The organism is Bradyrhizobium sp. LLZ17 (genome assembly GCF_041200145.1).
Taxonomy (GTDB): domain Bacteria; phylum Pseudomonadota; class Alphaproteobacteria; order Rhizobiales; family Xanthobacteraceae; genus Bradyrhizobium.
The window spans coordinates 5,399,263-5,413,886 of sequence record NZ_CP165734.1 but is presented as its reverse complement, the minus strand read 5'-3'; the positions used below and the strand labels follow the sequence as shown (position 1 = coordinate 5,413,886).

11 protein-coding genes and 1 pseudogene are annotated in these 14,624 nt (G+C 65.9%); 6 read left to right on the top strand and 6 right to left on the bottom strand.

The features are described from left to right. Positions 1–72 precede the first annotated feature (72 nt). Positions 73–846 (bottom strand): MBL fold metallo-hydrolase, encoded by a 774-nt coding sequence (locus AB8Z38_RS26000; RefSeq protein WP_369720593.1) that lies wholly within the window; start codon positions 844–846, stop codon positions 73–75. Between the two features lie 29 nt (positions 847–875). Then, positions 876–1,781, bottom strand: a complete 906-nt coding sequence (locus AB8Z38_RS25995) for a DMT family transporter (RefSeq protein WP_369720592.1) — start codon at positions 1,779–1,781, stop codon at positions 876–878. 97 nt (positions 1,782–1,878) lie between these two features. Between AB8Z38_RS25995 and AB8Z38_RS25990 the strand changes: the two genes are divergently transcribed. Then, the gene (locus AB8Z38_RS25990) at positions 1,879–2,742 is read left to right on the top strand and encodes a LysR family transcriptional regulator (protein ID WP_369720591.1); all 864 of its coding nucleotides are present in this window, start codon (positions 1,879–1,881) and stop codon (positions 2,740–2,742) included. Between the two features lie 154 nt (positions 2,743–2,896). Here the strand turns inward: AB8Z38_RS25990 and pdeM are convergent, their stop codons facing one another. After that, positions 2,897–3,568 (bottom strand): ligase-associated DNA damage response endonuclease PdeM, encoded by a 672-nt coding sequence (gene pdeM, locus AB8Z38_RS25985; protein ID WP_369720590.1) that lies wholly within the window; start codon positions 3,566–3,568, stop codon positions 2,897–2,899. A gap of 41 nt (positions 3,569–3,609) precedes the next feature. Next, positions 3,610–6,186, bottom strand: a complete 2,577-nt coding sequence (locus tag AB8Z38_RS25980; RefSeq protein WP_369720589.1) for a ligase-associated DNA damage response DEXH box helicase — start codon at positions 6,184–6,186, stop codon at positions 3,610–3,612. Positions 6,187–6,516: 330 nt separating this feature from the next. Here AB8Z38_RS25980 and AB8Z38_RS25975 point away from each other — a divergent pair, with 330 nt between their 5' ends. After that, complete coding sequence (locus AB8Z38_RS25975) at positions 6,517–6,921, top strand: sigma factor-like helix-turn-helix DNA-binding protein (protein ID WP_369720588.1); 405 nt, start codon at positions 6,517–6,519, stop codon at positions 6,919–6,921. Between the two features lie 509 nt (positions 6,922–7,430). On the opposite strand, the gene AB8Z38_RS25970 is transcribed toward AB8Z38_RS25975, so the two are convergent. After that, positions 7,431–8,660 (bottom strand): ABC transporter substrate-binding protein, encoded by a 1,230-nt coding sequence (locus AB8Z38_RS25970; RefSeq protein WP_369720587.1) that lies wholly within the window; start codon positions 8,658–8,660, stop codon positions 7,431–7,433. A 115-nt stretch (positions 8,661–8,775) separates the two neighbouring features. Next, the gene (locus AB8Z38_RS25965) at positions 8,776–9,702 is read right to left on the bottom strand and encodes a methyltransferase domain-containing protein (RefSeq protein WP_369720586.1); all 927 of its coding nucleotides are present in this window, start codon (positions 9,700–9,702) and stop codon (positions 8,776–8,778) included. A gap of 64 nt (positions 9,703–9,766) precedes the next feature. Between AB8Z38_RS25965 and AB8Z38_RS25960 the strand changes: the two genes are divergently transcribed. From AB8Z38_RS25960 to AB8Z38_RS25945, 4 genes and pseudogenes are all read left to right on the top strand, one after another. Further along, positions 9,767–10,798 carry a ligase-associated DNA damage response exonuclease gene (locus tag AB8Z38_RS25960; protein WP_369720585.1) on the top strand — a complete coding sequence of 344 codons (1,032 nt, stop codon included), beginning with the start codon at positions 9,767–9,769 and terminating at the stop codon, positions 10,796–10,798. Further along, positions 10,795–12,456 (top strand): ATP-dependent DNA ligase, encoded by a 1,662-nt coding sequence (locus tag AB8Z38_RS25955; RefSeq protein ID WP_369720584.1) that lies wholly within the window; start codon positions 10,795–10,797, stop codon positions 12,454–12,456. Before AB8Z38_RS25960 ends, AB8Z38_RS25955 begins: the two co-directional genes overlap by 4 nt. Positions 12,457–12,866: 410 nt before the next feature. Further along, a pseudogene (locus AB8Z38_RS25950) lies at positions 12,867–13,171 on the top strand (DUF6460 domain-containing protein). 80 nt (positions 13,172–13,251) lie between these two features. Further along, complete coding sequence (locus tag AB8Z38_RS25945; RefSeq protein WP_369720583.1) at positions 13,252–14,577, top strand: MATE family efflux transporter; 1,326 nt, start codon at positions 13,252–13,254, stop codon at positions 14,575–14,577. Positions 14,578–14,624 lie beyond the last annotated feature (47 nt).

Here is a 14,624-nt window from a genome sequence, read left to right as displayed (position 1 = left end):
GGTAGCTCGCTCTCACAACGACCGCCGCGGCGTACTGGATGCCCCGGTCAAGCCGGGGCATGACAGTTGGGGCTACGGCGCCTCCACCACCGTCGGTACGCCCGGCTCCAGCAGGCGCAGCCGCGGCCCGAAGCCCAGCACGTCGAAGCTCTTGCGGAGATCCTCGCTGTTCTGGCGGAAATGCGCCCAGCCCTCGGTGTGCACCGGCACGATCATCGCATCCGGGAAGGCACGCGCGGTCTCAATGGTGTCGTTGGTGTCCATGGTGAGATGGAACGGGCCGCGCGTTTGCGCGGCGCCCGCGAACGGCATCACCACGCCGCATTTGAAGCGGCGCGCGACTTCGGCGACGCCGTCGAACCAGGTCGTGTCGCCGCTGATATAGATCGGGCGCGTGTCCTTGCGGCTCGACGACACCACGAAACCGATGACATCGCCGGACAGCGGCTCGATGCCGGCCGGGCCGTGGCGCGCCGGCGTCGCAGTGATCGTCAGCGAATTACCGTCGCGATCCCCGATATGCGTCGTGCCCCAGGGCGCGAGGCTTTCGACATGGCCGCCGAGGCGCTTGGCGCCGGCTTCCGTCGTCAGCACGCGCTTCGCATGTTTGAGGAACTCGCGACCGGAATTGTCGAGATTGTCCGAATGCTGGTCGTGGCTGAGCAGAACCGCATCGACCGGGCCGATCGCATCGGGCCTCACAGCGGGTCCGATCGTCTTCTCCAGCTTGACGTGCGGCAGCTGATAGGCGCCCGGGGAATCGAAGGTCGGATCGGTGAGCAGGCGAAAGCCGTCGATCTCGATCAGCGCGGTCGGGCCGCCGATCAGGGTGATGGAAATGGGCATGGGCAACTCCTCTTCTCGAAACCGGATCGCTACGATTTGGCCGGACGCGTCACCAGATAAATGCCGAGCGCGACCGGCACGATGCCCAGGAGGTCGCGGGCCTCGACATGCTCCCCGAGCACGATGAAGGCGAACAGCATTCCGAGCGGCGGCATCAGGAAATGATAGGCACTGGCGGCCGTCGCGCCACACACTTTCAGGAGATGAAACCAGAGCCAGTAGCCGAGGATCGAGCCGCCGAGCACGAGGAAGCCGAACGCGCCGATCAGGCCCGGGGTGGCATCGATCGCATGGATATCGGCGAAGGTCAGCGCGACCGGCGTCAGCACGATTCCCGCGGCGAGGTTCTGCACGCCGTTGCCGATCCACAGGCTGCCCTTCGGCGCCAGCAGCTTGAACAGGATGGTGCCGGCGACCAGCGAGGCCAGCGACGCCAGCGTGAAGACAATGCCGTGAAGTGAGTCGGTGCCGACCGAGAGGCGGTGCCAGACGATCGCCGTCACGCCGATGATGCCGAGCAGGAGGCCGCCGGCCTTGCGCCAGGTCATGCCCTCGCCAAGGAAAAGCGCGGCCAGGCCTGCCGTGAACACCGGATTGGCGGACACGATCAACCCGCCGAGGCCGGCGGAGACCGATTGCAGGCCGGTGTAGCCAAGCCCGAGATAGAGCGCGTTATTGGCGATGCCGAGCACGGCAAAAATCACGACGTCGCGCCACGACAGTGACCAGCCGTCGCCGCGGATCAGCGTGGCACCGATGATGAGGATGCCGGCCAGCGCGAAGCGGGCGGCGAGCAGGATCAGAGGCGGGCAATGGGTGACGCCGATCTTGCCGGCGACGAAGGCATAGCTCCAGAGCAGACAGAACAGGCCGATCGCGAGCGGCAGGGTGTTGAAGCGGCTGCGGGGAACGGCAATCGAGGGGGCAAGCGACATCGGGGCATTCTCCTGAGCCCTCGATCTAGGGGCGCCGCTTGTCATTTGGAAATTAAATGATTAACTTGAGATCAGTGGATTTTCGAATGAGGCACCCATGCTCGATCTCGAGCTCCTGCGCAGCTTCGTCTCGGTGGTCGAGGCCGGCGGCTTCACCCGAGCCGGCGAGCGCGTCCACCGCACGCAATCGACGGTGAGCCAGCAGATCAAGCGGTTGGAGGAGGATGTCGGCCAGATGCTGCTGCATCGGGACGGCAAGGATGTGCGTCCGACCGAAGCCGGCGAACGGCTACTGTCGTATGCGCGCCGGCTGCTCACGCTGGCCGAAGAGGCGCGCGACGTGCTGCGCGAGCCCGACAGCGAAGGCGCGATCCGGCTTGGCATCCCCGAGGATTTTGCGGCCTATCAACTGGCAAAGCTGCTGGGGACCTTCGCGCGCTCGCATCCAGGCCTGCGGCTCGATGTGCGCGCCGACCAGAGCAAGAATCTCGCCCGCGACCTCGAACGCGGTGAGCTCGACCTTGCCTTGTTCAAGCGCGAAGCCGGGGAGAAGGGCGGCATCGCGGTGTGGCCGGAGCGGGTGCACTGGGTCACCAGCAAGAGCCATCCGATCCACGCGGATGTCGCCTCCGTGCCGCTGATCGGCTTTCCACTCGGCTGCCTCTACCGCGCCGGCGCCATCCACGCGCTGGAAAGCGCGGGACGCGTCTGGCACATGTCCTACACCTCATCGAGCCTCGCCGGCATCCAGGCAGCCGTCGCCGCCGGCATGGGGCTGAGCATTCTGTCGGAGATGTCGATTCAATCCGATCATCGCGTGCTGACCGCGAAGGACGGCTTTGCGCCGATCAACCGGACCGAGGTGGCGCTGATGGCCGCCCCCGGCGCCAGCCCCGCAACGCTGCGGCTCGCGGATCGGCTCGCGGAGTTCTGCGATGATGTGCAGGCCAAGGCGGCGTGATCTTGCGAGATGCGCAGGGTGGGCAAAGGCGCAAAGCGCCGGGCCCACCATCCTTCAGCGGATGTGGCAGATGGTGGGCACGTTTCCCCCTTCGCTCTTCGAGCTACGGCGGACAAGTCGCTTTGCCCACCTTGCGAAACTACGAAACCCGCCTTCAACAACACCGCGACGCGGCGATGGCGTGGACGCGGCGGTCGCCGAGGAGATGCGCGGTGAAGCTGGTCTGCGGAAAGATTTTTGCGAAGGCCGCGTCGCGGATGCTGAGGCCGCCGGCATAGGCGCCGAAGGCGGGCATCACCGCGCGCACCCCGTCCGAGGCAAAGCAACGGCGCTCCATCGAACGGCCGCGCGCGGAGACGCGGGCCTTGGGATGCAGATGGCCGGCGATCTCGCCCTGCGCGCCGGTCGGCTCGTGGCGGAAGGTGACCGGGCCGATCGCGACTTCGTCCGCGACGGTGCCGCCGAGATCGCGCGGCAGGGCCGGATCGTGATTGCCGGAGATCCAGATCCAGTCGCGCCCTGACTGGAGCGCACTGAGGCCATCGCGATCATCCCCCGACAGGCGTCCATGCGCGGTGCGATCGTGAAAACTGTCGCCGAGCGCGATGACGACGCGTGGATCATGGCGGGAGATGACAGCAGCGAGCCGGCTGAGCGTCGCGATCGTGTCATAGGGCGGCAGCAGCACGCCGCGCGTGGCGTAGCTGGAGCCTTTTTCCAGATGCAGGTCGGAGACGACAAGCAGGCGCTGCTCTTCCCAGAACAGTGCGCCGGACAGATCGGCGTGGAACGTCATGCCGGAAATGGTGACCTTCGAAACGCGCATGTCCTCGACATCCCCTGAAACCAGCGCGTCCAAACCTGCTCTTATCCCATCGCCTCTTTGACGAGCTCGTCGGCGGCTTCGGCCAGCAGCTCGTCTCCAGCTTCGCCATAAACTGACTCGCGGCCGATTTCCAGCATCACGGGGACGGCGAGCGGGGAGACGTGGTCGAGTTCCCGGTGGGTGATGCGGCCCTGGATGCGGGTGAGCATGTCGCCGAGGCGGCGCAAATCGAGCAGGCCGGTGGCGGCATCGGCGCGGGCGGCGCGCAGCAGCATGTGATCGGCCTGGTGCTTGCGCAGGACGTCGTAGACGAGATCGGTCGAGAACAGCACCTGGCGGCGGCTTTTCTCCTCGCCGGTGTGACGGCGCGCGATCAGCCCGGAGATGATTGCGCAGTTGCGGAAGGTGCGCTTCATCAATGCGGATTCGGCGAGCCAGGCTTCGAGGTCGTCGCCGAGCATATCTGGATCAAACAGCGCGTTGAGGTCGATCCTGCCGTTGCGGATCATCGACGACATGTCGCCCAGCGCCCAGATCGCCACCGCATATTCGTTGGCGACGAAGCCGAGCGGACGGGCGCGGGCGCGCTCCAGCCGGCGCGTCAGGAGCATGCCGAGCGTTTGGTGCGCGAGGCGTCCTTCGAACGGGTAGAACACGATGTAGTGCTTGTTGGCACGCGGAAAGCTCTCGACCAGGAGCTCGCGCACCGCGGGGACGCGCGACACGTCCTTTTGCTGCGACAGCCAGTCGCGCACCTGCTCCGGCAAGCCATTCCACGCGCGACCATCATCGAGCAGGCGGCGCACGCGTTCGGCGAGATAGGTCGAGAGCGGAAACTTGCCGCCCATATAGGACGGCACCTTCGGGTCCTTGTCATTGGCGCGGGAGACGTAGACCTGATCCTCGACCAGGGTTTCGTAGCGCACGACTTCGCCCGAGAACACGAAAGTGTCGCCAGGGCTGAGGCCCTCGATGAACGCTTCCTCGATCTCGCCTAGCAATCGGCCGCCGCGCGCGATCACGCCGGTCGAGCCGGTGGCTTTTCCCGGGCCGCCGCCGCGCGAGCGCACCAGGCGCACCTTCAGCATGTCATCCTCGACGATGGTGCCGACATTCATGCGATAGCTCTGCCGCACTTTTGGATTGGCGACGCGCCAGCGCCCCTCCTTGTCCTGCTTGATACGGGCGAAGCGCTCATAGGTCTTGAGCGCATAGCCGCCGGTGGCGACGAAATCGACGACGTCGTCGAAATCCTGCCGCGTGAGTTCGGCGTAGGGCGCGGCGGTGCGGACCTCGTCATAGAGCTCGTCAGAGAGAAACGGTTCGCCGCAGGCGCAGCCGAGCACGTGCTGGGCCAGCACGTCCAGTGCACCAATCCGCAGCGGCGGCGTGTCCTGCGCGTTCTCGGCGATAGCATCGATCGCCACGCGGCATTCCAGCACTTCAAAGCGGTTGGCGGGCACCAGCACCGCGCGCGAGGCTTCGTCGAGACGGTGATTGGCGCGGCCGATCCGCTGCATCAGCCGCGACGATCCCTTCGGCGCGCCGATATTGACGACGAGATCGACGTCGCCCCAGTCGACGCCGAGGTCGAGCGAGGAGGTGCAGACCACGCCGCGCAGCTTTCCTGCCGACATCGCGTCCTCGACCTTGCGGCGCTGGGCGACATCGAGCGAGCCGTGATGCAAAGCGATGGCAAGGTTGTCGTCGTTCATGCGCCAGAGACTCTGGAACAGCATCTCGGCCTGGCTGCGGGTGTTGACGAACACCAGCGTGGTCTTGTTCGCCTTGATCAGCTCATAGATCTCGGGAAGCGCATGGCGCGCGCTGTGCCCGGCCCAGGGCAGCCGCTCGCGCGTGTCGAGCATCTCGACCAGCGGCGGCGCCGCGCCGCCGGCAATGACGATGTCGGCCGACTCGGGCCTGTCCTTTGGCTGCGGCACCAGGAAGCGCGCCAGCGATTCGGGCTCGGCCACCGTCGCCGACAGGCCGATCGCGCGCAGCTGCGGTGCCAGCCGCCACAGCCGCGCCAGCCCGAGCGACAACAGATCGCCGCGTTTGGAGGTGACCAGCGCATGCAGCTCGTCGAGCACGATGCGTTTCAAGGAGGCGAACAGGAACGGCGCGTCGTCCGAGGAGAGCAACAGCGCAAGCTGCTCCGGTGTCGTCAGCAGAATGTCCGGCGGGTAGCGCCGCTGCCGCTGCCGCCGCGACACCGGCGTATCACCGGTGCGGGTCTCGATCTTGATCGGCAGCCCCATCTCGGCGACCGGCCGCTCCAGATTCCGCGCGATGTCGACGGCCAGCGCTTTCAGCGGCGAGATGTAGAGCGTGTGCAGGCCGCCGCTGCGCTGCAGGCTTCGGCCGGTGGAGACTACGGATTTCGCGGAAGGGACAGGCGCAGCGCTCAGCTCCACCAGCGTCGGCAGAAATCCCGCCAGCGTCTTGCCGGCCCCGGTCGGTGCGATCAGCAGCGCGCTAGCGTCGTCGCGCGCCTTTTCCAGCAGCGCCAATTGATGCGCGCGCGGCGCCCAGCCGCGGGCCGCGAACCATTGCTGGAAGCGCTCGGGCAGCAGCGCTGGCCTCTCGGCCGGGATTTTGAGGATGCGGGGCGGCACGGCATCACAGGTAAGCCGCGGGAGTGGCTTCGTCGAGGGGGACGGAGGCGTTGCCCGCCGCGGAAAGAAATTTTGGCGGGACCTGTCGAAAGCGGCGCTGCCCGGACGTCTTTCACGCAAGCGGGCCGTGGCGGTTCGCTACGCAAGACGGGATCGGGCCATGAGCAGGCGTCGGCGAGGCAAAGCTCTGTTGTGTTACTATGTTATTCGGGCATGGCTTGCCTGCACCACGCCATGCGTCGCCGAGACCGCAGAAGATGCCGTATGGCGCGGCAGCCATTCCGTAGAGGCCAGCTCGATTGGCGCCCCTGACGGCTCGGAAAAAAAGTTTTGCCCGGTATCGATTCGGCCTGCCGGCGGGCGTCTCCCCTGCGGAGTCGCACATTGCGGCCCATTGACCTAAATTTCGAGACGAGAGGAACCAGACATGAAATATGCACTGCTGATCTCATACCGGACGAAAGACTGCGCCTGATCTTCATCTGCTGCCATCCGGCGGTCGCGCCGGATTCGCGCGCGGCGCTGACGCTGCGTCTGGTCTGCGGCCTGACCACGAACGAAATCGCGCGCGCCTTTCTGATCGAGGAGACGGCGCTGGCGCAGCGGCTGGTCCGGGCCAAGCGCAAGATCGCCGATGCGGCCGTGCCCGTTCGAATTGCCGGCGCCGGAACATTGGGACGAGCGTCTCGAGGCGGTCATGTCGACCGTCGAGGTCGCCTATTCCAAAGCCCATGAGGATGTCCTCGCAGGATCCGGCGCTTTGGCGCCGTGACCTCGTGGACAAGGCGGATGCCTTGCTGGCCGTGGCCATCCGGCTGTCTCCGAACGCGCCGCGAACGCTTCAGGCGAGACTGCAGGCCTGTTGGTGGGCGCGCAGCAATCGCAGCGAGCCGGCACCACGGGACCGCATCAAGCAGATCTATGACCTGCTTCTCGCCGTCCGCGACGATCCGATCGTGCGTCTGAACCGGATCGTTGCGGTTGCCGAGCTCGACGGCGCAGATGCGGCGCTGGCCGAACTCGATACCCTCGATGCGAGAGGCTTGCAGCAGTTCGGGCCTTACCATGCGGTCCGCGCCGACCTGCTCGCCGCCTCGGACGCACCGCGGAGGCGCGCGCCGCCTATCAAGTCGTCCTTGCGCTCGAGCCGCCGCCGGCGGAGCGGAAATGGCTCGCCGACAGACTTGCCGAGCTGTCGCGCACACTTCACTGATGCGCGACGCACGGCAGCTTGCGGCTGGCGTCTACTCCGTCACGGGCCTGTCGGAAACGTCCCAGTCCTTGCCGTTGAAGGCCTGGATGAACAGCGTCTTCATCGGCGTGTAGTCGTCGGGCGTGTAGCTGTAGCTGACGCCGTCGAGGAAGAAGGGCGAGTGAAAACCGTCGAGGGTCGAGGCCTGCTTGAGCACGTTTTCGCGCGTGAGCTCGTCGCCGCAGCGGCGCAGGATCTCGCCCATGGTGACGGCCTGGCCGTAGCCGGCATAGGCGATGGTGTTGTCGGGAGCGACGTTCGGCAAATAATTCTTGCGCAGCTCCTCGAACGCCATCGGGCCGGGATCCTTTTCCCAACGGCCGGGCCCCGCATCCTTCGAATAGCTGATCGCAACGATGTCCTTGGCATTTTCGAAGCCGGCGGCATTGAGGATGGACTTTCCGGTCGAGCCGGCCGAGAGCAATTGCAGCGGCTTCCAGCCGAGCTCGGCCACCTTGCGGATCGACTGCGACGATGCCTTGCCGGTCGAGATGTTGTAGAAGACGTCGGCGCCCGATTTCGAGAGATTGATGAGCTGGGAATCCACGGTCGGATCGGTCAGGTCATAGGTCTGCTCCATGATCACCTGCGCGGTGCCGCCGGCATCGGCCAGCACCTTCTTGAACGGACCCAAGAAGTCGCGGCCGAAATCGTCGTTCTGGTAGAGGATGCCGACCTTCGCATTCGGCTTCACATTGACGACGTGCCGCCCCAGGATGCGCGCCTCCGTCGGATAGAGCGGCAGGCCCGCCATGGTCCACTTGAACTCCTTGGGATTATTCCACTTGGATGCGCCGGTGTTGAGCAGGAGCTGCGGCACGCCCTTGGAGTTGAGGTATTTGTGCACGGCGGTCTGCGGCGCGGTGCCGAGCGAACCGTAGAGCGCCAGCACCTCCTCCTGCTCGACCAGGCGCCGCGTCGCCTCGACGCATTTCGGCGCGCTATAGGCGTCATCCATGGTGAGGAATTTGACCTTGCGGCCGTTGATGCCACCCTTCTCGTTCAGCATCTGGAAATAGGCTTCGCCGACACGGCCGAGCACGCCATAGAGCGAGCCGGGACCGGAATGCGGCACGGTCTGCCCGATCTTGATCTCGGTGTCGCTGGCGCCCGGACCGTATTTCTTCTCGGCGGCCCAGACGTAAGGGGCGGGCAGGACGGATGCGGCGATGGCGGCGAGCGCGGCAGCGCTGACGTCGCGCCGCGATGGATTCTTGGTCATGTTGTTTCTCTCCCTGGTGCGCGCATTGTGCTGGTATCGCCGCACGGCTCGCAAGTGGGAAGTCGTCGCTTTGCGACGCAATGACGCTAAATTGGTAAAGCCGTAGCGCCTGGACTCAAGTTTTCTCGGCCACGATGACCAGGCCGCGCACCGGCTCGTTGTTCTCGATGCGCGGCGAGGCCGCTTCAAGTGTCAGGAGCTTGAGCCCGGCCCGGGCGATCGCGCCGCGCACATATTCCGCTGCATGGGCATAGCGCAGGCCCTCACCGAGAACGATGCCGCTGCCGCCATGCGTCTCCAGCGTGAAGGCGAGCACGCCGCCGGATGCCAGCACGCGTCTGGCTTCGCCCAGCACCGGCGCGAGATCGGAGAGGTAGACGAACGCATCCGCCGCGACGACGAGGTTCGCACTCGCGTCAGCCTTGCCGCGCAGGCCTTCGATCATGTCGGCGACCTCGAGCTCGGCATAGAGCTCCGTCGCACGCGCCTCCTTGATCATCCCCGGCGACAGATCGATGCCGGTGAAATGATCGACTTGCTTGGCGAAGGCGGCCGCCGCAAGCCCGGTGCCGCAGCCAAGATCGATGGCGCGCTTGAACAGAGCGGGCTTGTTCGCGGCGCCGCGCGCAGCCAACACCGCCTTGAAGATCAGCGACGGCGCGCGGTAGCCGAGATCGTTGATCAGGACATGCTCGAACCGCGGCGCATATTGGTCGAACAACGCCTGCACATAGGCCTTGGGCATTTCGGAGAGTTGCGCGTCGCCGAGGCGTATCAGATGCAAATGGGCGCCATGCTGGTCGTCGGGATCGGACTCGCGCGATTTTCGAAAGGCCGCGATGGCTTTGTCGCGTTCGCCGAGCAGGCTGCGGATTTCGCCGAGCGTGAACCAGGCCGACGTGAAGTTCGGCGCAAGCTCGAGCGCCTGCTCGAGCAGGTCGGCGGCGGCGGGCAGATCGCCCTTGAGCTGGAGGTCGCGCGCGAACTCGAAGCGGCGGTCGGCCATGAGATCGCCGGAAGACTGGAACAGGCGGAGCGGCATTGGGAACCAGGGAGCAGAGCGGCGGGTGACTCGAACGCGCGTGGGTGCAACCTATATAACAGGCATGCGTCCGCAAGACATCCTGCTGCCAGTTACTGCCGGCCTGTGCTGCAAGCCCGGCGGCTTCCACATCGACCCTGTCCGCCCCGTGGAGCGGGCCGTGATCACCCACGGCCATTCCGACCACGCCCGCGCCGGCCATGGCGCGGTGCTGGCAACGCAGGAAACGCTGGACATGATGCGGCTGCGCTATGGCGACCACTTTGCGGGATCGACCCAAGCCGTTCGCTATGGCGAGGAGATCCGGCTAGGCGATGTCAGCGTGAAATTTCGCCCCGCAGGCCACGTGCTGGGCTCGGCGCAGATCGCGGTGACCTGCAAGGACACCTGCATCGTCGCCTCCGGCGACTACAAGGACGCGCCCGATCCGACCTGCGCGCCGTTCGAGCTCGTGCCCTGCGACGTCTTCATCACCGAGGCCACGTTCGGACTGCCGGTGTTTCGCCATGGCGATGCCGCCGACGAGGTGAAGAAGCTGCTCGCCTCGGTGGCGTTGTTTCCCGAACGCGCGCATCTCGTCGGCGCCTATTCGCTCGGCAAGGCCCAGCGCGTGATCGCGCTGCTGCGGCAGGCCGGCTACGACGCGCCGATCTATCTGCATGGCGCGATGGAGAAGATCACGCATTACTATCAGAGCCGCGGGATCGCGCTCGGCGAGCTGCGAGCTGTGGCGGGCGTGAAGAAGGCCGCGCTCGCCGGCACCATCACGCTGGCGCCGCCGTCGGCGACGGCAGATCTCTGGACCCGGCGCTTTCCCGATCCCGTTACCGCGTTCGCCTCTGGCTGGATGCGCGTGCGCGCCCGCGCGCGGCAGCGCGGCATCGAGCTGCCGCTGGTGATTTCCGATCATGCCGATTGGGACGGCCTCACCGCCACGATCGCTGCGACCGGGGCCGGCGAGATCTGGGTCACCCACGGCCAGGAAGACGCGCTGGTGCATTGGTGCCAAAGCAAGGGACTTCGCGCGCGGCCGCTCGATCTGGTCGGCTATGGCGAGGAGGAGAACGAGCCACTCGCCGGCGAGGCCGAGGCATGAATCGCTTCGCCGAACTGCTCGACCGCCTCGCCTACGAGCCCGGCCGCAACAACAAGTTGCGGCTGATCACCAGCTATTTTCGCGAGGTCGGCGATCCCGATCGAGGCTATGCGCTGGCGGCGCTGACAGGGGCGCTCAGCTTCAAGCACGCCAAGCCCGCGCTGATCCGCGACCTGATCTCGTCGCGGACTGATCCGGTGCTGTTCGGGCTATCCTGGGACTATGTCGGCGATCTCTCTGAGACGGTGGCGCTGATGTGGCCGAAAACCGCGATGGCCGCCCATAACAACCCACCACCTCCAACCCTCACCGAGGTCGTCACCACGCTGCGCACGCTCGGCAAGACCGAGATGCCGAAGCAACTCGAACGCTGGCTCGACGAGCTCGATGAAACCGGCCGCTGGGCACTGCTGAAGCTGGTCACGGGCGCGCTTCGCATCGGTGTGTCCGCGCGTCTGGCAAAAACCGCAGCCGCGGCGCTTGGCGACAAGGACCCGCATGAGATCGAGCTGATCTGGCCGGGGCTTAGCCCGCCCTATCTCGACCTGTTCGCCTGGCTGGAAGGCCGGGACGAGAAGCCCGTCAATCGCGATCCGGCGCCGTTCCGCCCCGTCATGCTGGCGCATGCGATCGAGGAGACCGACTTCCAGAACCTCGACCCCACCGACTACATCGCCGAATGGAAATGGGACGGCGTCCGCGTGCAGGCGGTGGCCGGCCGCGATGCGCGCGGCCACATCACCGCCCGGCTCTATTCGCGCACCGGGGAGGACATCACGGGAAGCTTTCCGGATCTGGTGTCGTCGCTGCGCCTGCCCGGCGCGATCGACGGCGAGCTGCTGATCCTGCGCGAAGGTCGCGTGCAGAGTTTCAACGTTCTGCAACAGCGCCTCAACCGCAAGATCGTGTCGCCGAAGCTGATCAAGGAATTCCCGATCCATCTGCGCGCCTATGATCTGCTCGGCGACGATGAGAACGATCTGCGCGAATTGCCGTTCGCCGATCGGCGCGAACGGTTGGAAAGTTTCGTCGGCAAGCTCGACGATCCCCGCATCGATCTGTCGCCGACCGTGCCATTTGCAAGCTGGGAGGCATTGACCGCGGCACGCGCCGATCCCGCAAGCGCGGGCGCCGGCGAGGATGCAGAGGCCGTCGAAGGCGTGATGCTGAAACGGCGCGACGCGCCCTACCTGCCCGGACGGCCGAAAGGCCAATGGTGGAAGTGGAAGCGCGATCCGCATATCATCGATGCCGTGCTGATGTATGCGCAGCGCGGCCACGGCAAGCGCTCGTCGTTTTATTCCGATTACACGTTCGGCGTCTGGACCCATAGCGAGAACGGCGACGAACTGGTGCCGGTGGGAAAGGCCTATTTCGGCTTCACCGACGAGGAACTGCTCCAGATCGACCGTTTCGTCCGCCGCAACACCACCGAAAAATTCGGCCCCGTCCGCCATGTCGTGCACGAGGCGGACAAGGGCCTGGTGCTGGAAGTCGCCTTCGAGGGGCTTCAGCGCTCGCCGCGGCACAAATCCGGCGTCGCGATGCGCTTTCCCCGTATCAGCCGCCTGCGCTGGGACAAGCCGCCGCGAGAGGCGGATAGGCTGGAAACGCTGGAAAGGATGTTGAAGGCGGAGGCAGCGGAGGTCGAGGCGTGAAGCGCCCCGCGGGAGGGCTGTTGTCCCGAGAGCGAAGGTGCGCCCCTCGCCCGCTTGCGCAGAACGATCGCATTTGAGCGCGAGCTCCCTGCGGCCGATCCTTCGAGACGCGCGCAAGAGCGCGCTCCTCAGGATGAGGGCGGAGTGCGCGGTAGCAGTTTCCGCCGCCGATGCCGCTTAGCCTCATCCTGAGGAGACCGCGAAGCGGTCGTCTCGAAGGACGAGGCGCGCGCTCAGGCCGGCCAACAGCATATGCGCTCAGCCCTGCCCGCTTGCGGGGAAGGTTAGCGAGCCCGCGGCGTGCCCCACCGAATTAAAATCCCGTAAGCCGATTGACGCACCGTTGCGGGTTCCCCATGTGCGTCGCCGTGCCCTATAATGGGGTCGAATCCAACGAGGAGTTTTTTGCGATGGCCCACGACGTCAGAGATTTGCCGGCTGGCCGCAGTGACGGCCTGAACCGGTTTCTCGGCGGCTCGCCGCTGGCGGTCGCATTTCGACTGATCCTGCTCTCGATCCTGGTCGGCGTCGTGCTGGCCGCGATCGGATCGATCCCTGGAATATCATCTACAGCATCCGCCTGTTGTTTCAGCGCCTGTGGGATCTCGGCTTCGACACCGTAAACTGGCTGTGGCGCTACTTCCTGCTCGGCGCAGTGATCGTGATCCCGATCTGGCTGTTGATGCGCGTTTTCGGCACACCGCGCGGCAGGTAGCTTAAGAGCGCGTGGCGATGCAATCGCGCCATGTCGGCCATGATGGTGCAATCGGGCGGTGGGTCGGGTAGACGCAAGCGATGCACGCGCCCGTTCATCCCAAAGTCGGCTCCCGCCAGGTGTTCGCCATCGCCGGTCCCGCGATGGTCGCGAACCTGACCACGCCGCTGATCGGCGTGGTCTCGACCACCGCGATCGGCCGGCTCGACGATGCCGCTCTGCTCGGCGGCGTCGCGATGGCCTCGGTGATCTTCGACTGCCTGTTCTGGCTGTTCGGTTTTCTGCGGATGAGCACGCTCGCCTTCACTGCGCAGGCGCTCGGCGCCGGCGAAACAGGCGAGCTGACCGCGATTCTGATGCGCGGCTTCATCGTCGCAGGTGTGATCGGCGCCGCGCTGATCGCGCTGCAATTGCCGCTGACCGCCGCATTGTTCGACCTGATGGGCGGCAGCGAAGGCGTGACGCGCGCGGCCAAAACCTACGTCATGGTCCGGATCTGGTCGTCGCCGTTCGCCTTCGCCAACTATGTCATTCTTGGCTGGCTGGTGGGACAGGCCCGCGCCAATCCGGCGCTGCTGCTTCAGATCCTCGTCAACCTCATCAACATGATGGCGACGATCCTGCTGGTGCTGGTCTATGATTTCGGCATCGCCGGTGCGGCAATCGCCGCGCTGCTGTCGGAGACGACCGGCTTCGTGCTCGGCATGATCGTCTGCCGTCGCTATGCCCGGAGCGGCTTTGCCGTGCCGCGTGCGACATTGTTCGACCGGGCAAAGCTGATGCGGCTGCTGGCGGTGAACTCCGACATCATGATCCGCACCGCGGCCCTGATCGTCGTGTTCCTGTTCTTCACGGCCAAGGGCGCGCGCGCCGGCGACGTGACGCTCGCCGCCAACTCCGTGCTCAACAATTTCCTGCTGGTCAGCGCCTTCTTCCTTGACGGTCTTGCCAACGCGGCGCAGCAACTCTGCGGCCGCAGCTTTGGCGCGCGCGACTCCAAGGGATTTGCGGACTCGACCCGGCTTGTGCTGCTCTGGGGCCTCGGCTTCGCGATCGTGGTCGCGGTGCTGTTCGCGCTGTTCGGGCAGAACCTGATCAACTTCATGACCGCGAGCGAGGACGTCCGCCACAGCGCGCGCGACTTCCTGGTGTTCATCGTGCTCGCGCCGGTGCCCGGCGTATTCGCCTTCGGCTTCGACGGCATCTATGTCGGCGCGACCTGGGCGCGCGAGATGCGCAATCTGATGCTGGCTTCGCTCGCGATTTTCCTGGCGGCGTGGTGGGCGCTGCAATCGTTCGGCAATGCCGGACTGTGGTGGGCGCTGATCGCGTTCTACGTCGCGCGCGGCGGCTTGCAGGGCGCACGCTATCCGGCGCTGTTTCGGGCGACGTTTTCGAAATCGTAGAAGAGCCGTAGTCCGGATGGAGCGCAGCGCAATCCGGGGCCGTCGCG